This window comes from Streptomyces sp. NPDC018263, from assembly GCF_055562575.1.
In genome coordinates this window covers 23683-44838 of record NZ_JBVHFA010000013.1, presented here as the reverse complement: position 1 = coordinate 44838, position 21156 = coordinate 23683, and the positions used below count along the sequence as shown (strand labels likewise).

Genomic DNA, 21156 nt, shown 5'->3' with positions numbered 1-21156 from the left:
AAGCAGGTCGAGATTGCGATGAGCACTCGATGAGTACGCGATGAGTACGCCCATGAACTAGCGACGGTCCGGCATCACCCGGACCTCAAAGGAGCGAAGTGGCTAAGGTCCGGGTATACGAACTCGCCAAGGAGTTCGGTGTCGAGAGCAAGGTCGTCATGGCCAAGCTCCAAGAACTCGGTGAATTCGTCCGTTCGGCGTCTTCGACGATCGAAGCGCCTGTCGTACGCAAGCTGACCGACGCCTTCCAGGGCGGTGGCAACGGCAAGTCCGCCGGTAAGCCCGCCCCGCGCAAGGCAACCCCCAAGCCCGGCGCGCCCTCCCCGGCGCAGTCGGCTCGTCCGGCCGCCCCGAAGCCGGGCGCCCCCAAGCCCGCCGCGCAGCAGCCCGCTGCCCCGGCGGCTCCCTCGGCTCCCGCGCCGGCCGCTTCCGGCCCGCGTCCGGTGCCGGGTCCCAAGCCCGCGCCGCGCCCGGCCCCGGCCGCCCCGGAGTTCACCGCTCCGCCGGCCGCCCAGGCTCCGCAGGCCCCCGCCGCGCAGGGTCCCGCCACGCAGGCCCCGCGTCCCGGCGGCGCCCGTCCCGGCGCACCCAAGCCCGGTGGCGCCCGTCCGGCCACTCCCGGCCAGGGCGGTCAGGGGCAGTCGGGCCGTCCCGGCCAGGGCGCCCCGCGCCCCGGTGGCCAGGGCCAGCGTCCCGGCGCCCGTCCGGCGGGTCCCCGTCCGGGCAACAACCCCTTCACGTCCGGTGGCTCCACCGGCATGGCGCGCCCGCAGGCGCCCCGTCCGCAGGGCGGTCCCCGTCCGGCCGGCGGTCCCGGTGCCCCCGGCGCCGGTCCCCGTCCGCAGGGTCCGGGCGCTCAGGGCGGCGGTCCCCGTCCGCAGGCTCCGGGCCGTCCCGGTCCGTCGCCCGCCGGCATGCCCCGCCCGCAGGGCGGACCGCGTCCCGGCCCGGCCGGTCCGCGTCCCAACCCCGGCATGATGCCGCAGCGTCCCGCCGCGGGCCCGCGTCCCGGCGGCGGTGGCCCCGGTGGCCGCGGTCCCGGTGCCGGCGGTCGTCCCGGTGGCGGCGGCGGTCGTCCGGGCGGCGGCGGCTTCGCCGGTCGTCCGGGTGGCGGTGGCGGCGGTGGCTTCGCCGGCCGTCCCGGTGGTCCGGGTGGCGGTGGCGGCGGCTTCGCCGGCCGTCCCGGTGGTGGCGGCGGTGGCCGTCCCGGCTTCGGTGGTCGTCCCGGTGGTCCGGGTGGCCGTGGTGGCACGCAGGGCGCCTTCGGCCGTCCCGGCGGTCCCGCGCGTCGCGGTCGCAAGTCGAAGCGTCAGAGGCGCCAGGAGTACGAGGCCATGCAGGCCCCGTCGGTCGGCGGCGTGATGCTGCCTCGCGGCAACGGACAGACCGTCCGCCTGTCGCGCGGTGCGTCCCTCACCGACTTCGCGGAGAAGATCAACGCCAACCCGGCGTCGCTCGTCGCCGTGATGATGAACCTCGGCGAGATGGTCACTGCCACGCAGTCCGTCTCCGACGAGACGCTCCAGCTCCTCGCCGGCGAGATGAACTACATCATCGAGATCGTCAGCCCGGAGGAGGAGGACCGCGAGCTGCTCGAGTCCTTCGACATCGAGTTCGGCGAGGACGAGGGCGGCGAGGAATACCTCGTGCCGCGTCCGCCGGTCGTGACCGTCATGGGTCACGTCGACCACGGTAAGACCCGGCTGCTCGACACCATCCGCAAGACGAACGTCGTCGCGGGTGAGGCCGGCGGTATCACGCAGCACATCGGCGCGTACCAGGTCACGACCGAGGTCAACGACGAAGAGCGCAAGATCACCTTCATCGACACCCCGGGTCACGAGGCGTTCACCGCCATGCGTGCCCGTGGTGCGAAGTCGACCGACATCGCGATCCTGGTCGTCGCGGCCAACGACGGCGTCATGCCGCAGACGGTCGAGGCGCTGAACCACGCCAAGGCGGCCGACGTGCCGATCGTGGTCGCGGTCAACAAGATCGACGTCGAGGGTGCCGACCCGACCAAGGTGCGCGGTCAGCTCACCGAGTACGGTCTGGTGGCCGAGGAGTACGGCGGCGACACCATGTTCGTCGACATCTCCGCCAAGCAGGGCCTCAACATCGAGAGCCTGCTGGAGGCCGTGGTCCTGACCGCGGACGCCTCGCTCGACCTGCGGGCCAACCCGGAGCAGGACGCGCAGGGCATCGCGATCGAGTCCCACCTCGACCGCGGCCGCGGCGCCGTCGCGACCGTCCTGGTCCAGCGAGGCACCCTGCGGGTCGGCGACACCATGGTGGTCGGCGACGCGTACGGCCGTGTCCGCGCGATGCTCGACGACAAGGGCGAGAACGTGGAAGAGGCGGGTCCCTCGACCCCGGTCCTCGTCCTCGGTCTCACCAACGTCCCGGGCGCCGGCGACAACTTCCTGGTCGTCGACGAGGACCGTACGGCCCGGCAGATCGCGGAGAAGCGGGCGGCGCGCGAGCGCAACGCCAACTTCGCCCGGCGCGGTGTCCGGTTCTCCCTGGAGAACCTGGACGAGGCCCTCAAGGCCGGTCTGGTGCAGGAACTCAACCTCATCATCAAGGGCGACGCGTCCGGTTCGGTGGAGGCTCTCGAGTCCTCGCTGCTCCAGCTCGACGTCGGCGAAGAGGTCGACATCCGCATCCTGCACCGCGGTGTGGGTGCGGTCACCGAGTCCGACATCAACCTGGCGACCGGCTCCGACGCCATCGTCATCGGCTTCAACGTCCGCGCCGCGGGCCGCGCGGCGCAGATGGCGGAGCGCGAGGGTGTCGACGTCCGGTACTACTCGGTGATCTACCAGGCCATCGAGGAGATCGAGGCGGCCCTCAAGGGCATGCTCAAGCCGGAGTACGAGGAGGTCGAGCTCGGCACGGCGGAGATCCGCGAGGTCTTCAAGTCGTCCAAGCTGGGCAACATCGCCGGTGTCCTGGTCCGGTCGGGCGAGGTCAAGCGCAACACCAAGGCGCGCCTCCTCCGCGACGGCAAGGTCATCGCGGAGAACCTCAACATCTCCGGTCTGCGTCGCTTCAAGGACGACGTCACCGAGATCCGCGAAGGCTTCGAGGGTGGTATCAACCTCGGAAACTTCAACGACATCAAGGTCGACGACGTCATCGCGACGTACGAGATGCGCGAGAAGCCGCGAGCGTAACGCTGCGCTGTGCGTCGGCCGATGGGACCTTCCGGGTTCCGTCGGCCGACGCGCCGTCCTGGGGGCTCCGCCCCCAGACCCCCGTTTCCCACCCACCCACCCGTCTCGGTCGGCTTTACAGCCAACAGTTTCGGGTGGTGGGTGGGCATAGGCCGGGGGTCTGGGGGCGGAGCCCCCAGGTGGCCCAGCAGCCCACGGTGCCGGAAACCCTGTCGAGCCACCGGCGCGTACGGGGTACCGTGCTTAGAACCACCGATCCCGTACCGGCGGGTCAACCGGTTACACATGTATGTGGGGACTCTGTCCTTCGACCTCCTCCTCGGCGACGTCCACTCGCTGAAGGAGAAGCGCTCCGTCGTCCGCCCGATCGTCGCCGAACTCCAGCGGAAGTACTCCGTGAGCGCGGCCGAGGTGGACCACATGGACCTGCACCGGCGAGCGCTCATCGGCCTCGCCACGGTGTCCGGCGACGCGGCGCACCTCACCGACGTACTGGACCAGTGCGAACGGCTGGTCGCCGCCCGCCCGGAAGTGGAGCTGCTGTCCGTGCGACGGCGCTTCCACGGCGACGACGACTGACCGAAGAAACGCGAAGAAGAAGAAAGAACGGGAGACGGACCAGTGGCCGACAACGCTCGGGCGAAAAGGCTGGCGGACCTCATCCGGGAGGTGGTGGCCCAGAAGCTGCAGCGTGGGATCAAGGACCCGCGGCTCGGCTCGCACGTCACCATCACGGACACGCGGGTCACGGGTGACCTGCGGGAGGCGACCGTCTTCTACACGGTCTACGGCGACGACGAGGAGCGGCAGGCCGTCGCCGCGGGCCTGGAGAGCGCCAAGGGCATCCTGCGCTCCGAGGTCGGCCGCGCGGCCGGGGTGAAGTTCACGCCGACGCTGACCTTCGTCGCGGACGCCCTGCCGGACACGGCCCGCAACATCGAGGACCTCCTCGACCGGGCCCGGCAGTCCGACGCCCAGGTGCGCGAGGCGTCCTCGGGCGCCGCGTACGCCGGTGGCGCGGACCCGTACCGCAAGCCGGAGTCCGACGACGAGACGGACGACACCACCGAATGACCAGCAAGCCCACCCCGCCCGACGGCCTTGTCATCGTGGACAAGCCGTCGGGCTTCACCTCGCACGACGTGGTCGCCAAGATGCGCGGGATCGCCCGGACCCGCCGCGTCGGCCACGCCGGCACCCTCGACCCCATGGCCACCGGTGTCCTCGTCCTCGGTCTGGAGCGCGCCACCAAGCTCCTCGGGCACCTCGCCCTGACCGAGAAGGAGTACCTGGGCACCATCCGGCTCGGCCAGAACACCCTCACGGACGACGCCGAAGGGGAGATCTCCTCCTCCACGGACGCCTCCAAGGTGACCCGCGAGGCGATCGACGCCGGGATCGCCAAGCTCAGCGGCGACATCATGCAGGTGCCGTCCAAGGTCAGCGCCATCAAGATCGACGGCGTGCGCTCCTACAAGCGGGCCCGTGAGGGCGAGGACTTCGAGATCCCGGCCCGCCCGGTGACCGTCTCCTCCTTCGCGGTGTACGACGTCCGGGACGCGGTCGCCGAGGACGGCACCCCCGTACTCGACCTGGTCGTCTCCGTGGTCTGCTCCTCCGGCACCTACATCCGCGCCCTCGCCCGCGACCTGGGCGCCGACCTGGGCGTCGGCGGCCACCTCACGGCGCTGCGCCGGACGCGGGTCGGCCCGTACAAGCTGGACTCCGCGCGGACCCTGGACCAGCTCCAGGCGGAGCTGACGGTGATGCCGGTCGCGGAGGCCGCCTCCGCCGCGTTCCCCCGCTGGGACGTGGACGCCAAGCGCGGCAGGCTGCTGCTCAACGGCGTCCGGCTGGAGATGCCCGAGGTGTACGCGGGCGCCGGTCCGGTCGCGGTGTTCGACCCCGAGGGCCGGTTCCTCGCGCTGGTCGAGGAGCAGAAGGGCAAGGCCAAGAGCCTCGCCGTCTTCGGCTGAGCGGGCCTTTCCCAGAACGCCACGGGTGTGCCCGTGGAGCGGCGGTCACGGGGTACGTGCCACATCCGCCGCTCCACGGTCCCCCCTCGGTTCCCCCACCCCTGACCTCTATCCACTTCGCACCGCGTATTCACCCGTCCGGCCGGGCGCTCGGAGTGAACCGGGGGAGTGGAAGGGGGCGCTTTCTCCCCGCGCCCTGTTCCGGTGATCATCGCGCGCCTACCGTCGAGGTGAGACGCGGGTGCACGGCTGGGGAGGCAGGACCATGGCGGGAGAGGGGCCGCGAACGGGGAGCGGTGGCGTGGGCGACCGCGCGGACGCCCTGGTGCAGATCCGCGACCTCGCCGGACGCCTGCGCGGCGTCGGCTTCCTCGCCGACCACCACGGCACCCTGCTCACCAGCCACGAGGCCGTCGAGGGCCTGGACCGGCTCGTCCTGCGCGCGGCCGACGACCGCACGCGCGTGGTCGACGCCGATGCCGTCGTCCCGCTGCCCCGCCACGGGCTCGCGCTCGTCCGCACCGAGCACCTGGGCGTCGCCCCGCTGCCGCTGACCGCGCGCGACCGGATCGAGGCGGGCACCTACGTACGGATCGTCGCGGGCGGCTGGCGCGAGGCGCGTGTGCTCACCGCCGCCCGCGCCGCCTATCCCGTCGGAGGCCGCAGCCAGGTGGTGGCCGACGCGCTGGAACTCGCGCTCGGCACCGCCGCCCGTGACGCGCTCCGGCCCGGCGGGGGCACGACCGGCGGACCGGTGCTCGACGCCCGGACCGGCGCGGTCCTCGGCGTCCTCGGCGCCTCCCTGCGCTCCGCCGGCCGGGACTCCGGCTTCGCCGCCCCCGTGCGCCCCGCAGACGAGGCGGACCCCGCGCTCACCGCGCTGCTCGCCCGCAACGCGGCCACCGTCCCGGCCTACGGCACCGACCTCAACCTCGCCGGGGTCCTCCAGCTCTGCGCCGCCTCCGTCAGCCAGGACGGCCCGCCCGGCACCCTCACCGGGCTGACCGGAATCGTGGAACGCCCTGCTGTGCAGCGAGAGTTGGCCGACTTCACGGCGGGCCCGCACCCCGTGCTCGCGCTCACCGGCGACCCCGGCAGCGGCCGTACCACCGAGCTGGCGGCGCTCGCGGCACGGCGGCGGCAGGGCGACACCCCGGCTCCCACGCTGTGGCTGCGCGGGGCCGATCTGCGGGACACCGACGACTCCGTGGCCGACGCCGTCCGGCGTGCGCTGGAGCGGGCCGCGCCCGTCGCCGCCGCCTCCGGACCGGGCCGCCCCGCCGACCCCGGCGACCTCGACCCCGAGCCGCCGGCCGCGCTCGCCGCCCGCGAGGGGCGCCCGCTGCTGCTCTGTCTCGACGCCCCCGAGGAGATGCCGCCCTCCCTGCTGCTCGCGTGGGCCGAAGGAACCGTCCAGTGGCTGCGCGCCACCGGGGCCCGGCTGGTGCTGGCCTGCCGAGAGGAGTTCTGGGAGGGCGTGGCCGAGGAGTTCCCCGCCCGTCTGCGCCTGACCGGGCTCACCCGCCAGGAGGCCCGTACCGCCCGGTCCCGGTACGGCGTCCCCGACGGCGCCCTCACCGACACCGACGCCCGTCACCCGCTCGTCCTGCGCCTGCTGTCCGAGATCCCGGCCGACCTGCCTCCGCATCTGCTGGACCGGCACGACGTCTTCGCCGCCCACCTCGACCTGACCTGCCTCCGCGTCGCCGAGCGCATCGCCGCCGCCAACGGTCTCGCCGACACCGCCGTACGGCGCCTCGCCACCCGGGTCGCCGGGCAGGTGCACGAGGCCGCCCGGCGGGCCCTCGGGCACGGGCGGGGCATGCTGGACCCGGAGAGCTTTGCGACCGTCTTCCCGCCCGAGCGCGCCCCGGCCCGGCTCGGCGGGGGGACCGGGTGGGCGTCGGCCGTCCTGGAAGAGGGGCTGCTGGTGCGCTCCGGGGGCGGATACCGGTTCGCGCACGAGGAGTTCGCGGACTGGGTGCAGGGCGCGCATCTCGACCTGGACGAGGCGCTGCACGTCCTGGTCCACCGCCCGCGCGCCGAGCGGCCGGCCGGGGTGATGCCGGTGCCGCACCACCGGATCGGGCCCGTCGTGCAGGCCCTGCTGCTCCTCGGCCGCCGTCGCGGACCCCGCCAACTCGCCTTCCGGCTGCGGGAGCTGGCCGACGCCCTCGATCTGGACCCCGGCTCCTGGTGGGCCGCCCGGCTGCTCTCACGGACCCTGCTGCGCACCCCGGACGCGCTGCCCTATCGGGAGGAGCTGCGCTTCCTGGCCGACCGGATCGTGGCCTGGCGGCACGCGGGGCGGGCGGTGCCCGAGGAGTTCGGGCCCCGCTTCTGGACCACGCTCGCGCTGCCCGACGCCGAGCGGTACGCCCTGCTGCGGCGGCTGGTGCCGGCCGACCCGGCGGTGCTCGCGGGGGCGGGGGAGCGGTACCTGGACGCGGCGGCCCGGCTGCTCGCCGCCGATCCGGCCGCCGGGCAGCCACACCTCACCCGCTGGTTCGAGGACGAGCGCCCGCTGCCCGCCACCCCGCACGCCACCGTTGCCACCGCCGCCCAGGCCCTCCTGCACACCCACCGCTACGGCGCGCTCGACCACCTCACCGAGGCCCTGATCGACAGCGGCCACCGCAGAGCCGTCGAACTCCTCGCCGTCCTCGCCGAGGACGAACCCTCCGCCGCCTGCCGCGCCGTCGACCGCTGGGCCCGCGACGAGGACCCCGACCGCCGGGCCACCGCCCTGGTCCTCGCCCGCCGCACCGCACCCCACACCGGCACGTCCGCCGACCACACCCTGCTGCGCCGCGCCGCTCAGGCCCTGCTGGCCCGCCCCGCCGACCGTGCCCTGCACGGCGGCGCGCTCGCCCTGCTGGCCGTCGACCCGGTCAGCCGCGACCAGCATCTCCCCAGGGCGCTGCGCCACTTCGCGGCCGGCGACCGCGGCCTGCCGCCCACCGCGCTCCTCCCGGCCCTGGCCACCCACCCCGACACCGTGCTCGACGCCTTCCGCACCCGACTGCGCGGCGCCCCCGACCCCGCCGTCACCCTGCGCGCGCTCGCCGACATCACCGACCCGGCGCTCGCCCGCCGTGCCGCCGCCCTGGTCCGGGAGACGGTCGCGCCCCGCGCGGAGGCCGCCCCCTGCGTCGCCGACTACGTCGACCGGCGCCTCGGCCGCGGCCCCACCGCCCGCACCGAGCTGCTGCCGCTGCTCACCGGACTGCTCGGCAAGGGATACGAGGCGGCCCGCGCCGCCCTGGCCGCCGTCCTCGTCGCCCCCGGCACCCCGGCCACCACCCCGCTGCGCCGCGAACTCCTGGACCTGCTGCTCGCCCACGAACGGGACCCGGACGTGCTGGTCGCGGTCCTGCGCGCGGCCGCCACCCTCCTGGACGGCGACGGCGCGGGCCCTGCGGCGGAGGAGGCGCGGGGGCTCGTCCACCGGACCGCCCGGCTCCTCGGCCGTACCCCCGGGGGCGGCGACCACCGGCTGTCCGGGCTCGTCCGCGAGCTGCCCGGCCTCGGCGCCCGGCTCGCCCGCTGGCTGACGGAGGCGCCGGAGGAGTGGTCCGCCGTCGTCGGCCCCGGTGTCCGGCGTGCGATCGAGGAACGCGCCGGGACGCCCGTACCGGCATGAGCAGGGGTTTTCCGCGTGCGTCCGATCACAGGGGGCGTACCGATGCGGAGCCCGGTGACCCGGCATGGCACTCTTGGACCTGCACAAGAGTCAGACACGGACACGGGTTCGAGGAGCGGTCACAGTGCAGCGCTGGCGTGGCTTGGAGGACATCCCTCAGGACTGGGGGCGCAGCGTCGTCACCATCGGGTCCTACGACGGTGTCCACCGCGGCCACCAGTTGATCATCGAGCACGCCGTCGACCGCGCCCGCAAGCTGGGCGTCCCGGCCGTCGTGGTCACCTTCGACCCGCACCCCAGCGAGGTCGTGCGGCCCGGCAGCCACCCCCCGCTGCTCGCCCCGCACCCCCGCCGCTGCGAACTGATGGCGGACCTCGGCGTCGACGCGGTCCTCGTACTGCCCTTCACCACCGAGTTCTCGCAGCTCTCCCCGGCCGACTTCGTCGTCAAGGTGCTGGTCGACAAGCTGCACGCCAAGGCCGTCGTGGAGGGCCCGAACTTCCGCTTCGGGCACCGCGCGGCCGGCACCGTGGACTTCCTCGCCGAGCAGGGCCGGGTCTACGACTTCGAGGTGGAGATCGTCGACCTGTACGTCACCGGCGAGGCGGGCGGCGGCAAGCCCTTCTCGTCCACCCTGACCCGCAACCTGATCGCCGAGGGCGACGTCGCCGGCGCCCGCGAGATCCTGGGCCGCCCGCACCGGGTGGAGGGCGTGGTCGTCCGGGGCGCCCAGCGCGGCCGCGAACTCGGCTTCCCCACCGCCAACGTGGAGACCCTGCCGCACACCGCGATCCCCGCCGACGGCGTCTACGCCGGGTACCTGTACGCCCAGGGCGAGACCATGCCCGCCGCGATCTCGGTCGGCACCAACCCGCAGTTCGACGGCACCGAGCGCACGGTGGAGGCGTACGCGATCGACCGCGTCGGCCTCGACCTGTACGGGATGCACGTCGCCGTCGAGTTCCTCGCCTATGTGCGCGGCCAGGCGAAGTTCGACTCGCTGGACGACCTGCTGGTCCAGATGGGCGCGGACGTGGAGCGGTGCCGGGAGATCGTGGCCGCGGACGCGTAGCGCCCCGGGATGTGAAAGGGCGGCCGGTGCGCTGAGCACCGGCCGCCCTTCGCCGTCTCCGGCTACTGCTGCGGGGGCGCCTGGGGCGGCGGCGCCTGCGGGGGCTGGGCCTGGGGCGGGCCGGGGTACGGGTACTGCTGCGGGCCGGGCTGCGGGGGATACGGCTGACCCGGCTGCGGTTGCTGCGGCGGGTACGGGTGGCCCGGCTGCGGCGGGTACTGCTGCTGGCCCGGCACGAACGGCTGGGGCTGCTGCGGCGGGTAGGGCTGGCCGGGAGCCTGCTGCCCCGGCATCGGCGGCGCGGCGACCGGAGGCGGGTTGCCGTCCCTGGTCCACAGCCCGTGCGCCTGCTGGTGCCGCACGAAGTCCTCGGCCACCATCGCCGCGAGCGTGAAGTACGCCTCGCGCACCTTGGGCCGCATCATGTCGAGGTTGACCTCGGCGCCGGCCGACAGATGCTCGTCGAACGGCACCACGACCACACCCCGGCAGCGCGTCTCGAAGTGCGACACGATGTCGTCGACCTTGATCATCTTCCCGGTCTCGCGGACCCCGGAGATGACGGTGATCGAGCGGGACACCAGGTCGGCGTAGCCGTGCGCGGACAGCCAGTCCAGCGTGGTGCTGGCGCTGCTCGCGCCGTCCACCGAGGGCGTGGAGATGATGATGAGCTGGTCGGCGAGGTCCAGCACCCCCCGCATCGCGCTGTAGAGCAGACCGGTGCCGGAGTCGGTCAGGATGACCGGGTACTGGCGGCCGAGCACGTCGATCGCGCGCCGGTAGTCCTCGTCGTTGAACGTGGTCGACACCGCCGGGTCCACGTCGTTGGCGATGATCTCCAGACCGGAGGGCGCCTGCGAGGTGAACCGGCGGATGTCCATGTACGAGTGCAGATGCGGGATCGCCTGCACCAGGTCACGGATGGTCGCGCCGGTCTCCCGGCGCACCCGGCGGCCGAGGGTGCCCGCGTCCGGGTTGGCGTCGATGGCGAGGATCTTGTCCTGCCGCTCCGAGGCCAGCGTGGAACCCAGCGCGGTCGTCGTGGTCGTCTTGCCGACGCCGCCCTTGAGGCTGATCACCGCTATCCGGTAGCAGGACAGCACGGGGGTGCGGATCAGCTCCAGCTTGCGCTGCCGCTCCGCCTCCTCCTTCTTGCCGCCCAGCTTGAACCTGGACGCGGCCGCGGCGGGACGCCCGCTGCGCGTCTTCTGCCGCTTGTTGTTCAGCAGACGGTCGGAGGACAGCTCCACAGCCGCGGTGTAACCCAGCGGCGCGGCCCCCGGATGCGTGGGCTGCCGCTGGTCGTGCTGCACGGGCTGCGGCCACGCGGCACCGGCCCGGGGGTCAACGGGCGGCTGCCCCTCGGGCCCCTGCGGGAAGCCGTAACCCGGCTGCGGGGCAGGGGGGTTGGACTGCTGGGAGTCGGTCTGCTGCTGAGGGAAGCCGTAGCCGGGGGGCGGGGTGGGGGCGGCCGGGGGCTGCTGAGGGATGCCCTGCTGGGGGAAGCCGTAACCAGCGGGCGGGGCAGGGGGGTTGGACGGCCTGGAGGAGTCCGTCTGCTGGCGGGGGAAGGTGGGGCCGGGGGGCGGGGTGGGGGCGGCCGGGGGCTGCTGAGGGGTGCCCGGCTGCGGGAAGCCGTAACCGGCGGGCGGGGCAGGCGGGTTGGGCAGCTCGGGGGAGTCGGTTTGCTGGTGGGGGCCGTGCGGCGGGGTGGGTGTCGTGGGCGGCTGGTGGAGCGCGGCCGGCTGTTGCGGGAAGCCGTAACCCGGCTGCTGGGCGGCGGTGTTGGGCTGTGCGGGGGAGTTGTGGCCGTGCGGCGGGGTGGGGGCCGTGGGCGGCTGCTGGAGCGCGCCCGGCTGTTGCGGGAAGCCGTAACCCGGCTGCTGGGCGGCGGTGTTGGGCTGTGCGGGGGAGTTGTGGCCGGGCGGCGGGGCGGGTGCCGTGGGCGGCTGCTGGGCAGGCGGGTTGGGCTGCGCGGGGAAGCCGTAGCCCGGTGCCGGGGGCGGCTGCGGGGGGTTCTGCTGGGGCGGGAAGCCATAACCGGGTGGCGGCGTCGGCTGGTTCGGCGTGCCGGACTGGTCCCAGGCGGCCGGGGCCGGCTGCGGCGGGGTGGGCGCCTGCGGCGGGGGCGCCGGTGCATGCGGCGGCTGACCGGGCATGGGGCCGGCCTGCGCGGGCCACTGTGCCGCCGGGGCGGGGGCGGCGGGCTGGTACGACGGGGGCAGCGGCGGGACGCTCTGCTGGGGGGCGGGCGGGGGAGTCCAGGCTGCGGGGGTCTTGGCAGCGGGGGCTTCGACGGCGGTGGGCTCCGTGGCCGGGGCTTCCGGGGCGTCCGCGTGCTCGGCGCCGGCCTCCGGGGCCTCGGCCTCCTGCTCGGGAGAGGTCTCGGCGGTCCCCTGCTCGGGCTCGTCCTCGGCAGGCCCGTCCTGGGCGGACTCCGCCTCGGCCGGGCTGTCCTCGTCCTCGGCTTCGGCGGCGGCGCTCGGCTCGTCGCCGCCGTTCTCGGCAGAGGCAGCGGCAGCGGCAGAGTCAGCATCCGCGCGGGGCGCCTCCTCGGCGTCCTCGTCACCGGCGTCAGCCGCCTCGTCCCCGGCCGCCTCCCGCTCCGCGATCTCCCGCTTCAGCGCGGCGGCGGAGAAGCGCATGGTCGCGCCGGACTCCAGGTCCCCGTTCTCCGGCTCGGGTTCCGGAGCGGGCGAGGGGGACTCCTCGGCGTGCTGTGCCTCGAACCCCGTCGGAAGCTGCGGCACCGGCACCGGACTGCCGACCGGCGGCGCGGGCGGAGCCGAGGGCGCGGGCGGGGCGTACGGCGCACCGGAACCGCCCGCCGGGGCCGGCGGAGCAAAGGGCGTACCAGGCGCGGGCGGCGTCGCGGGGAACGGCGGCACCGGAGCAGGCTCACCGGAACCGTGCGTACCGCCACCGGCCGAACCGCCGGAGGCACCCGCGTTCTGCGTGTACCAGGCGGGCGGCGCGTAGTCGATGGTGAACTCGCCCGTGTTCTCGACGGCCGACTCCGCGTCGGGCTGGTCGTCGTCGGGTGTGGCCCAGCCCCCGCGCATACCGTCCCGATCGCTGCTCACAGTTCCTCCTGGTGTGGTCGAGCACTTTCATCGCGTGCCGGGGCGACCGGGCCGTACGACAGCCCGGTCCACCGGTGCTCCCCCCAGGGACGGCGCCCGTCCACAGGTTTCGGCATCGCGCCCGCTCCCAGCCTAATCACCACGAGCCCCACCCCGGCAGGCCCGGTTCACACCCGGAACGCTCACAACACGAACAAAGCGGACGGAAAAGGTCGGTTCAGTCCATCCGGCGCGGGTTGCCCAGCAGCCCGATCTCGGCGTCGGTGGGCTGCGTCAGCACGTACTGCCGGTCCCGGTCGGTGCACCACAGGGTGACGCCGTCGGGCAGCCCCGGCAGCGACTCGACCTCGGTCCGCGACAGCCCCATCGTGCGCCCCAACTCGGCCGCCTCGTCCGGCGAGACCCGCTGGATGCCGGTGAGCCGCGCCTGGCGCAGCAACCGGGGCGCGACCGGGGAGAGATACGGCAGCAGCGTCACCACCGACTGCCAGGGCCCCGCCGCCACCCGCCCGCGCGGGGGCCGCATCCCGCAGTCCCGCACCACCAGCACCGGTGTGCCCGCGGACGCGCCCTGCGGGGGCACCCGGCCCACCTCGTAGACCGAGAGGCCGTTCTGGCCGCCGCCCATGGCGTGCACCATCTGCATCCACGCCTGCGGCCGGCCGGTCTCCACCGCGACCCGCGCGCCCGTGGCCGCCGTGCGCAGCGCCAGCACCTGCGCCGTCCACAGGCCGCCGATCAGCACCACGTCGTACGGGGTCGGCCGGTTGACGCCCAGCACCGCTGGCCGCCCCTCGGTGTCCACGCCGGCCACCACGCCGTCGTCCCCGATGGGCAGCGCGAGCGCGTCCAGTTCGGCGGCGGGCAGCAGGTGCCGGCCGTGCCGGGGGCCGAGCAGCCCGAACCCCTGCCGCAGCCGCTCCCCGGCCCGGCGCAGTCCGGACCCCCCGCGCGCGGGCGCCTCCGGGGCGGTGGTCGCCTGTGTGCTCGTCATCGCGCGCCTCCCAGCGGCAACGTGGCCAGCATGCCCGGCAGTTGCTCACGGTCCAGCCGGGCGAGCCCCGCCCCGGCGTGCCGGGCCGCGCCCTCCAGCGAGCGGCGCGCGGCCACGAGTTCGTCGTCGCTGCGCCCCGTCACCCGCAGATGACCGGTCAGCGCGACCTCCTGCCGCTCCGCCCGCGCGAGCGTGAGGCTGAACGTGGTGGCCAGCGCCGGGGTGGCGGTGACCAGCGCGACGAACTGCGGCAGCGTCTCGCCCCGTTCACCGCCCAGCCGGGGCCAGCGCCGTATCCAGTACGTGGTGTGCCGCCGGTTGTCGCAGCGCCAGCCCCGCCCGGACTCCTCGGTACGCCGCTCGCGCCGCTCACCGCGCCCGGCCTCGGCCGTGACCAGCGGGTTGGCGGAGGCGGAGGTGGCCAGCGCGCCGATCAGCTCCTCCTCGTCGAGGATGGTGGCCCGCATGCCCGCGCCCGTCAGCCGGCTCGCCAGATGGTCCGCGACCCGCGCCACGCACTTCTGCGCCCCCGCGAGCCCGCCCCCGCGAGCGGCCACGGCCTCCGCGCACAGCTCGGGGTCGAGCTTCAGCGCGATCCAGGTGATGCGGACCGCCGGAGCGCCCGTCTGCTCCTGGAGCGGCAGGTAGTTGGCGACGGCCACCGACTGCTGGGGGAGGTGCAGGGCGGGCGCGGGCTGGGTGTGCAGCACCACCTGGGCGGACTCCAGCCGGATGCCGTCGACCTCCAGGGCGTCCCGCACCAGGGCGAGGGGGAGCGGCTGGCGGTTGCGGTCCGCGCGCAGTGCCGTCGCGTCGGCCTCCACCTGGAGCACGGCGGTGAGGAACGTGCCGTCACCCACCATGCCGACCGGGCGCCGGTCGCGTCCCCCGTACGAGTAGGTCCGCAGCGCTGGCTCGCACTCGAGCGCGGGCACCAGCGCGGGCTCGGTGCCCGGCGGTACGGGTGTGTTCCGGGCGCGCTGTTGACGCGCCCTCAACGCCCGCGCCGTGACCAGCCATTCGGGAAGCGTGCGCCCCCGGCGGCGCACCAGCGCCAGCAGCACCAGTGCCACCGCGACCAGCCCCGCTGGCATCAGCGCGAACGGCGAGATCACCCAGCCGACGACCAGGACGGCGACGGCCAGCTCCAGCAGGACGAGCCGTTGCAGGCGAAACGATCCGACCTGCCCGGCTGTCGTACGGAAGTGGGTCCCGGAAGGGGTGGCCGCCGTCGACGGTCCCGCCGGGGCGCCGCCGGACTCCGGCTCGGGCGCACGGGGTCCCCCGGCCCGCGCCCGGCCCCGCAAGCGCGACCGCGTAACGGAAGCCATCACCGAATCCCCCCGTATCACTCACAACTCACAGGCCCCGGCATCCCATTCGGGCCCCTCGAAGGCCCCGGTACCCTACCCGCTCCACCAGCACCGGCGGCCACCATGCATAGTAGAGGGCCGGTCTGACATCGCGGCGCGGGACCGGTGCCCGCCACTGCGACAACGGGGAGAAGCAGGCACTTATGGCATCACGGCGGGATGAACTCAACGCCTACACGTTTGCGAAGAGGCGCACCCTCGCGGCCTTCCTCCAGCCGTCGCCGTCCGGGACCGAGGAAGGCGCCCCCAAGCCGCTGCGTGCCGTCGTACCGACCCTGGTGGCGGGCGCGCTGACGCTGGCCGTGTTCGGCGCCTGGGGCATGTTCCAGCCCACCGCCCCCGCCGGCTGGGACGAGCCCGGCACCCGGGTCATCGTCGGCAAGCAGTCCACCACCCGGTACGTCGTGCTCAAGACGGGGAAGACCACCCGCCTGCACCCGGTGCTCAACCTCGCCTCCGCCCGCCTGCTGATGAACGACGCCGGCTACCAGGTCATCCAGGTCAGCGACAAGATCCTCGACTCCGGCAAGCTGTCGCGCGGCCCCATCCTCGGCATCCCCTACGCCCCCGACCGGCTCCCCGCAGCCGCCGACGCGGGCACCGCCAAGCGCTGGGCCGTCTGCGAACAGCCGGGCGGCAAGGGCGAGACCGTCCAGCAGGCCACCTTCGTCCTCGCCGGCCGGGACGCCCCGAAGACGGAGGGCGCCGGACGCCTCCACGGCGGCGACGTCCTCTACGTCAGGACCCGCACCGGCGCCCGTTACCTCGTCGACGCCCACGGCACCGCGTACGCCCTCACCGGCACGGAGAACGACCTGCTGACCAACGCCCTCGTCGGCACCCGGCAGCCCCAGACGGTCACCAAGGAGTGGCTCGCCACCCTCCACCAGGGCACCCCCATCCGCTTCCCGCGACTCCCCGCGAACGTCGGCGCCCCCGCCGGGGTGCCCGGCCAGCTCTCCCCCGAGGAGAACCGGGTCGGCATGGTCCTGCGCACCGAGACCGGCGAGGGCACCAAGCACTACGTGGTGCTGCCGGGCAAGGTGCAGCCCGTCAGCGACTTCACCGCCTGGCTGCTCATCACCTCGCCCCAGACCGGCAAGCTCAACATGAACAGCCAGGCCCGCAGCGTCGGGCTCCAGGACTTCACCGCCGACCCCACCCCCTTCGCCGGACAGCCCGCCGACTGGCCCCAGCAGCAGGCCGTTCGGGTCAACGTGGCCGACTCCGCCTCCGGCCGCGACACCGTGTGCAGCGTGCTCCGCGAGGTCTCCGGCGACAACACCACCACCCTGAGCACCTGGGCCGGCAAGGACTACCCCGCCGAGATCACCGCCGACGGCACCAGCACCTACGTCACCCCCGGCACCGGCCTGCTCTACACCCAGAGCCAGGGCACCGCGACCACCGCGGGCGGCCTCTTCCTGGTCACCGACACCGGCCTGCGCTACGCCGTCCAGAACAACGGCGACAGCGACAGCCGCACCTCTGACATCGGCGCCCAGGCCAAGAAGTCCGCCGACGGCACCCCCGAGCCCAGCGAGGCCCAGGTCAAGCTCGGCTACGAGAACGTCCGGCCCGCCAAGGTGCCCGCCGCCTGGTCCGAACTGCTCGCCAAGGGACCCCGCCTCGACACCAACGGCGCCCGCCAGCCGCAGGGTTCGTGAGCGCGCACCTCCCACGCGACGACAACACGATGAGGAGCGCCGTAGGAGTGCTGCCCGCGAAGGCAACCCTGCTGACCGCCGCCGTACTGCTGACCACCCTCGGCACCGCCCCGCCCGCACCCGGCCTCCACCTGGACGGCAGCGGCGAGTGCACCTTCCCCGCCAAGACCGTCAAGGGCACCCCCTGGTCCCTCCAGCGCGTGCTGCTGGACGAGCTGTGGCGCGGCACGGACAAGGGAAAGGGCGTCCGGGTGGCCGTCATCGACACCGGCGTCGACACCAGGAACCCCCAGCTCGCCCCGGCCGTCGACAAGGCGCTCGGCCGTGACTTCCTGACCAAGGGCAAGGGCGCCGACCCCACCGACGACCAGGTCGGCCACGGCACCAAGGTCGCCGGGATCATCGCGGCCCGCCCCCGCGCGGGCACCGGGTTCGTCGGCCTCGCCCCCAACGCCACCATCATCCCGATCCGGCAGAACGACGCCCGCAACAGCGGCGACTCCGATTCGATGGCCAAGGCGATCGACCACGCCGTGGCCAAGGGCGCCGGTGTCATCAACATCTCCCAGGACACCACCAAGCCGCTCTCCGGCACCTCCGCCCTCGCCGAAGCCGTGCGCCGCGCCCTCGCGCACGGGGTCGTGGTGGTCGCCTCCGCGGGCAACGACGGCCTGGACGGCAAGGTCAAGAACACCTACCCGGCCGCCTTCCCGGGCGTCCTCGCCGTCGCCTCCTCGGACCGCAACAACGAACGCGCGCCCTTCTCCCAGGCGGGCTCCTTCGTCGGCGTCGCCGCCCCCGGCGTGGACATCCTGTCCACCGTCCCCGGCGGCGGCCAGTGCACCGACAACGGCACCAGCTTCTCCGCGCCCTTCGTCGCGGGAGTCGCGGCCCTCCTCAAGGAGAAGCACCGCGACTGGAGCCCGGCCCAGATCGTCACCCGCATCGAGCAGACCGCCGAACGCTCGGTCAACGGTCACGACAACTTCGTGGGCTGGGGCGTCGTCGACCCCGTACGCGCCGTCCAGGACTCCGACCTCGCCGCCGCACCGGCCAGCCCGACACCCGACCCGGGCCTGTCCAAGGCCCCCGTGCCCGACGTGGCGCCCTTCTCGCTGGCCGAGTCCCCCGAGGAGCGCGACCGGCGCTACGCGACCTACGCGCTCGGCATCGCCGTCGTCCTCGTCGCCGTCATCGCGGGCACCGCCATCGTCACGCGCGACCTGCGCCGCCGCCGGAAGGACCCCGCAGCGTGAGCTTCGGCCCGCCCCCGTCCGTCTTCACCGAGTCCGCCCGGTCCGCGGACCGGACCCGGACCAGACGCCGCAGACGCCTGCTGGGCGGAGCGGCCGCGGTCGTGGCGGCCGCCGCCCTCGTCGCCGGGGCGGTCGCCCTGTGGCCGTCCGCCGGACCCGGGGACGACGCGAAGAGCGCGGCGGCGGTGAAGCAGGCCCCCGACGAGGTACGCGAGACGCACGAGACGGCCCCCGCCTCCCCCGAGGGCGAGCTGGTTGTCCAGCACAACGAGGACGAGCTCACCGCCGACACCCGCTACGGCCCCGGCCTCTGGGCCACCGACAAGATCGCGGTGCGCGGTGTGGCCACCCGCCTGGAGGGCTACCGGATCGCGCCCGGCCAGGACGACACCGCCTGGTCCCTGAAGCTCGACGGCCACATCTGCGCCGTCAGCAGGGACATGACGGCCGACCACCGCACCGCCGTCGTCATCCAGCCGCCCCACCCCGGCGCTGCGGCCGGCAGGGGCATCTGCGACCAGGTCGTGTTCGTCGACCTCGACACCGGCAGGAAGCTGTGGCAGCGGAAGATGCCCGGCGCCGACTTCGCCTACGTCACCAACACCGACCTCGCGCTCACCAGGGGCGTCGTCGCGATCGCATGGGGCCACGGCTCGGTCGCGTACGACATGGCGAGCGGCGAGAAGCTGTGGAACACCTCCACCGGCGCCTGCCAGGACCAGGGGTACGCGGGCGGACGCGCCCTCCTCGCCCTGGTCAAGTGCGGCCGGTCCGGCGACGCGACCTACCGGGTGCAGAAGCTCGACGCCCGCACCGGCAAGCCCCGCTGGACCTACCAGGTCTCCAAGGGCGTGCAGGGCGTGTACCTGCCCTCCGCCGACCCGCCCGTACTGGCCGTGGAGGCCGGGGACATCGACGTCACCGACCTGATCACCCTCGACGGCACCAACGGCCGGCAGCGGGCCACCATCTCGATGAGCGGCTACGAGCCCCTGTGCGGCAGCACCGGCTTCGCCGGCCCGTTCTTCGGCGTGCTCGACAAGTGCCCCGGCCTGGTCGTCGGCCGGGACCGGCTGTACGCCATGTCCAAGGAGAGCGACGAGACCGACGGGCCCGCGAACCGCGTCGTCGCCTTCGACGTCCAAAAGGGCACCATGGCGGGCAAGTTCGAGGGCGGGCCCTTCCAGAACGTGGTCCCGCTGCGCGCCGACGGCGACGACCTGATCCTCTACCGCCGCAGCATCGACGAGGTCCAGCCCGCCGCCGTGCTCGCGTGGAACTCCCGTACGGACACAGAGAAGCCGTACCTCTTCTTCCACCTCCCGGAGGACGACGAGGGCGCGCTCAGCGACCCGGAGCAGGGCCAGATCGTGTACGAGCACGGACATGTCCTCTTCGCGGCCCGCGAGATGGAACGCGACGACAAGCGGCCGAAGAGCCCGGTGCTGTCGGTGCTGGGTGTGGGCTCGGCGGGGCTGAGGCACTGACGACGACGCGAGAAGGCCGGGAGGGCCCACTGGACCCCTCCCGGCCTTCCCACGCGTTCCGCCCTACTCGGAAGCGGCGGTCCGCTCCCTCTCGGTCTCCTCGATGGCGATCAGGCCGCCGTTGCGCTCGGTGGGCGTCAGGTCGAACTCCCCGTCACGGGCGCCGAGTACGAAGGCGTGCCACTCGGCGGCGGTGTAGCGCAGCACGGTCTCGGGTTCGAGCGAGGACCGCATGGCCACGGCACCGTCGGGGAGATGGGCGATCTCCACCCGCTCCTCGTGCTCCTCGGCGCCGGGCGCGCAGTGCCAGGCGACGCCGGAGATGTCGAGGGCGTACAGCTCGTCGCGCTCACGATCCTTGCGCGCCTTCATCTCCTCAGCCGTCTCCGTCATGACGCGGCGACCCCTTTCCCACGTTTCAACACTCTGTGCCGACAGTAGCCGTCACGGTACCGGTAGCCGGAACTCCCGTATGTTGACTTTGCAGTTGGAAGGGCCACTCGGAATGACTAGAGTGGCTCCGGGTGCCACGACTGTGGTACCGCACGGGGGCGGTGCGACGCTGCGGCCACGCGGCGCGTGAACACGCAGCAGGGCTTGCCCGCCAGGAGGGCCGGGACGTCGGTTCCGGCGGACCCGTCGCGGTGGTGAAGGTCACCGTCGCAGCAAGAGGAGGGCAAGAACGTATGGCTTCGGGCGTTGACCTCAGCGCACACGCGCTCACCGGACTCGCGAACGACATCCGGGACTTCCACCACACGGTGAGCGAGCGCGTGACGTCCCTCAACCGGGTCGTCGACATGATCCAGGCCGGCTGGAAGGGCGCGGCGGGCAAGGAGTTCGACACCGTCCAGCAGGGTGTGAACAGGAACCTCAAGAAGCTCCAGGACGACCTCGTCGACCTGGAGGAGGCGATGCGGGCGAGCGTCGGCGGGTTCACCGACCAGGAGCAGGAGCGGATCTCCGACATCCGCAAGGTGGACAACTCCTACGAGGTCAAGAGCCGCATCACTGACCTCGCCTGACATCCCGGCCGCATCCACGAGGGAGAAACGCATCATGAGCTACTCCGCAGACCGCACCGCAGTCAATTACGACACCGTCACCCAGGCCGCCAGCGATGTCCGCAACACGGCCAAGAACCTGTCCGAACAGCTCGAGACCCTCATGCGCCGCGTGAAGGCCGTCGCCGAGACCTGGGAGGGCGAGGCGAAGACCGCCTACGCCGAGATCCAGCGCGACAGCAGCGAGCAGATGGACCAGATGACCCACAAGCTCGCCCGCATCGCCAAGCTCCTCGACGACTCGGTCGTCGGCTACCAGGACACGGACCAGGGCAACGCGGCCCGGTTCCGCATGCTGATGGGCTGAGTCCGGGCCTGAGTCTGTGAGGGGGCGCCACGCATCACGCGTGGCGCCCCCTCGGCGT

General features: G+C 73.7%; 15 protein-coding genes. 11 read left to right on the top strand and 4 right to left on the bottom strand.

The features are described 5' to 3' along the window. Positions 1 to 98: 98 nt before the first annotated feature. The 6 genes from infB (at position 99) to ACZ3HQ_RS29260 (ending at position 9867) form a co-directional block, all read left to right on the top strand. On the top strand, positions 99 to 3176 hold the full coding sequence (infB, locus tag ACZ3HQ_RS29285) for a translation initiation factor IF-2 (RefSeq protein WP_467515554.1): 3078 nt from the start codon (positions 99 to 101) through the stop codon (positions 3174 to 3176). A gap of 285 nt (positions 3177 to 3461) precedes the next feature. Then, on the top strand, positions 3462 to 3755 hold the full coding sequence (locus ACZ3HQ_RS29280; protein ID WP_030817206.1) for a DUF503 domain-containing protein: 294 nt from the start codon (positions 3462 to 3464) through the stop codon (positions 3753 to 3755). 42 nt (positions 3756 to 3797) lie between these two features. Continuing rightward, positions 3798 to 4250 (top strand): 30S ribosome-binding factor RbfA, encoded by a 453-nt coding sequence (rbfA, locus tag ACZ3HQ_RS29275; protein WP_467515552.1) that lies wholly within the window; start codon positions 3798 to 3800, stop codon positions 4248 to 4250. Beyond that, a complete protein-coding gene (gene truB, locus ACZ3HQ_RS29270; RefSeq protein ID WP_467515550.1) occupies positions 4247 to 5152 on the top strand; it encodes a tRNA pseudouridine(55) synthase TruB in 906 nt (301 codons plus the stop codon). The genes rbfA and truB overlap by 4 nt, the downstream gene beginning before the upstream one ends. A gap of 265 nt (positions 5153 to 5417) precedes the next feature. Further along, complete coding sequence (locus tag ACZ3HQ_RS29265) at positions 5418 to 8795, top strand: trypsin-like peptidase domain-containing protein (protein WP_467515547.1); 3378 nt, start codon at positions 5418 to 5420, stop codon at positions 8793 to 8795. A gap of 124 nt (positions 8796 to 8919) precedes the next feature. Next, entirely contained in the window at positions 8920 to 9867 is a 948-nt protein-coding gene (locus ACZ3HQ_RS29260; RefSeq protein ID WP_364818460.1) for a bifunctional riboflavin kinase/FAD synthetase, read from the top strand. Between the two features lie 62 nt (positions 9868 to 9929). Here ACZ3HQ_RS29260 and ACZ3HQ_RS29255 read toward each other — a convergent pair whose 3' ends face one another. The 3 genes from ACZ3HQ_RS29255 to eccE form a co-directional block, all read right to left on the bottom strand. Then, positions 9930 to 12950, bottom strand: coding sequence for an SCO5717 family growth-regulating ATPase (locus tag ACZ3HQ_RS29255; RefSeq protein ID WP_467515543.1), 3021 nt, complete (start codon positions 12948 to 12950; stop codon positions 9930 to 9932). A gap of 217 nt (positions 12951 to 13167) precedes the next feature. Then, a complete protein-coding gene (locus ACZ3HQ_RS29250) occupies positions 13168 to 13944 on the bottom strand; it encodes a hypothetical protein (protein WP_467515541.1) in 777 nt (258 codons plus the stop codon). Beyond that, entirely contained in the window at positions 13941 to 15275 is a 1335-nt protein-coding gene (gene eccE / locus ACZ3HQ_RS29245) for a type VII secretion protein EccE (protein WP_467515538.1), read from the bottom strand. Before eccE ends, ACZ3HQ_RS29250 begins: the two co-directional genes overlap by 4 nt. Positions 15276 to 15460: 185 nt before the next feature. On the opposite strand from eccE, the gene eccB reads away from it, so the two are divergent. Genes eccB through ACZ3HQ_RS29230 form a run of 3 tightly spaced genes read left to right on the top strand, consistent with a single transcriptional unit; the run spans position 15461 to position 19727 of the window. Beyond that, positions 15461 to 16984 carry a type VII secretion protein EccB gene (gene eccB / locus ACZ3HQ_RS29240; RefSeq protein WP_467515535.1) on the top strand — a complete coding sequence of 508 codons (1524 nt, stop codon included), beginning with the start codon at positions 15461 to 15463 and terminating at the stop codon, positions 16982 to 16984. Positions 16985 to 17013: 29 nt separating this feature from the next. Beyond that, positions 17014 to 18240, top strand: a complete 1227-nt coding sequence (gene mycP / locus ACZ3HQ_RS29235; protein WP_467515532.1) for a type VII secretion-associated serine protease mycosin — start codon at positions 17014 to 17016, stop codon at positions 18238 to 18240. Then, positions 18237 to 19727 carry an outer membrane protein assembly factor BamB family protein gene (locus ACZ3HQ_RS29230; RefSeq protein WP_467515529.1) on the top strand — a complete coding sequence of 497 codons (1491 nt, stop codon included), beginning with the start codon at positions 18237 to 18239 and terminating at the stop codon, positions 19725 to 19727. Before mycP ends, ACZ3HQ_RS29230 begins: the two co-directional genes overlap by 4 nt. 63 nt (positions 19728 to 19790) lie before the next feature. Here ACZ3HQ_RS29230 and ACZ3HQ_RS29225 read toward each other — a convergent pair whose 3' ends face one another. After that, positions 19791 to 20120 (bottom strand): DUF397 domain-containing protein, encoded by a 330-nt coding sequence (locus tag ACZ3HQ_RS29225; protein WP_467515527.1) that lies wholly within the window; start codon positions 20118 to 20120, stop codon positions 19791 to 19793. A 293-nt stretch (positions 20121 to 20413) separates the two neighbouring features. Between ACZ3HQ_RS29225 and ACZ3HQ_RS29220 the strand changes: the two genes are divergently transcribed. Both ACZ3HQ_RS29220 and ACZ3HQ_RS29215 read left to right on the top strand, forming a co-directional pair. After that, positions 20414 to 20752 (top strand): WXG100 family type VII secretion target, encoded by a 339-nt coding sequence (locus ACZ3HQ_RS29220; RefSeq protein WP_030816816.1) that lies wholly within the window; start codon positions 20414 to 20416, stop codon positions 20750 to 20752. Positions 20753 to 20786: 34 nt separating this feature from the next. Then, positions 20787 to 21098, top strand: a complete 312-nt coding sequence (locus ACZ3HQ_RS29215; RefSeq protein WP_359710152.1) for a WXG100 family type VII secretion target — start codon at positions 20787 to 20789, stop codon at positions 21096 to 21098. Positions 21099 to 21156: the final 58 nt, after the last annotated feature.

What these genes read in the sequence shown, in the direction of transcription:
- ACZ3HQ_RS29280 (WP_030817206.1), top strand. Translation starts at nt 3,462, where the DNA reads ATGTATGTGGGGACTCTGTCCTTCGACCTCCTCCTCGGCGACGTCCAC.
- truB (WP_467515550.1), top strand. Translation starts at nt 4,247, where the DNA reads ATGACCAGCAAGCCCACCCCGCCCGACGGCCTTGTCATCGTGGACAAG.
- ACZ3HQ_RS29265 (WP_467515547.1), top strand. Translation starts at nt 5,418, where the DNA reads ATGGCGGGAGAGGGGCCGCGAACGGGGAGCGGTGGCGTGGGCGACCGC.
- ACZ3HQ_RS29250 (WP_467515541.1), bottom strand. Translation starts at nt 13,944, where the DNA reads ATGACGAGCACACAGGCGACCACCGCCCCGGAGGCGCCCGCGCGCGGG.
- eccE (WP_467515538.1), bottom strand. Translation starts at nt 15,275, where the DNA reads ATGGCTTCCGTTACGCGGTCGCGCTTGCGGGGCCGGGCGCGGGCCGGG.
- eccB (WP_467515535.1), top strand. Translation starts at nt 15,461, where the DNA reads ATGGCATCACGGCGGGATGAACTCAACGCCTACACGTTTGCGAAGAGG.
- mycP (WP_467515532.1), top strand. Translation starts at nt 17,014, where the DNA reads ATGAGGAGCGCCGTAGGAGTGCTGCCCGCGAAGGCAACCCTGCTGACC.
- ACZ3HQ_RS29225 (WP_467515527.1), bottom strand. Translation starts at nt 20,120, where the DNA reads ATGACGGAGACGGCTGAGGAGATGAAGGCGCGCAAGGATCGTGAGCGC.
- ACZ3HQ_RS29220 (WP_030816816.1), top strand. Translation starts at nt 20,414, where the DNA reads ATGGCTTCGGGCGTTGACCTCAGCGCACACGCGCTCACCGGACTCGCG.
- ACZ3HQ_RS29215 (WP_359710152.1), top strand. Translation starts at nt 20,787, where the DNA reads ATGAGCTACTCCGCAGACCGCACCGCAGTCAATTACGACACCGTCACC.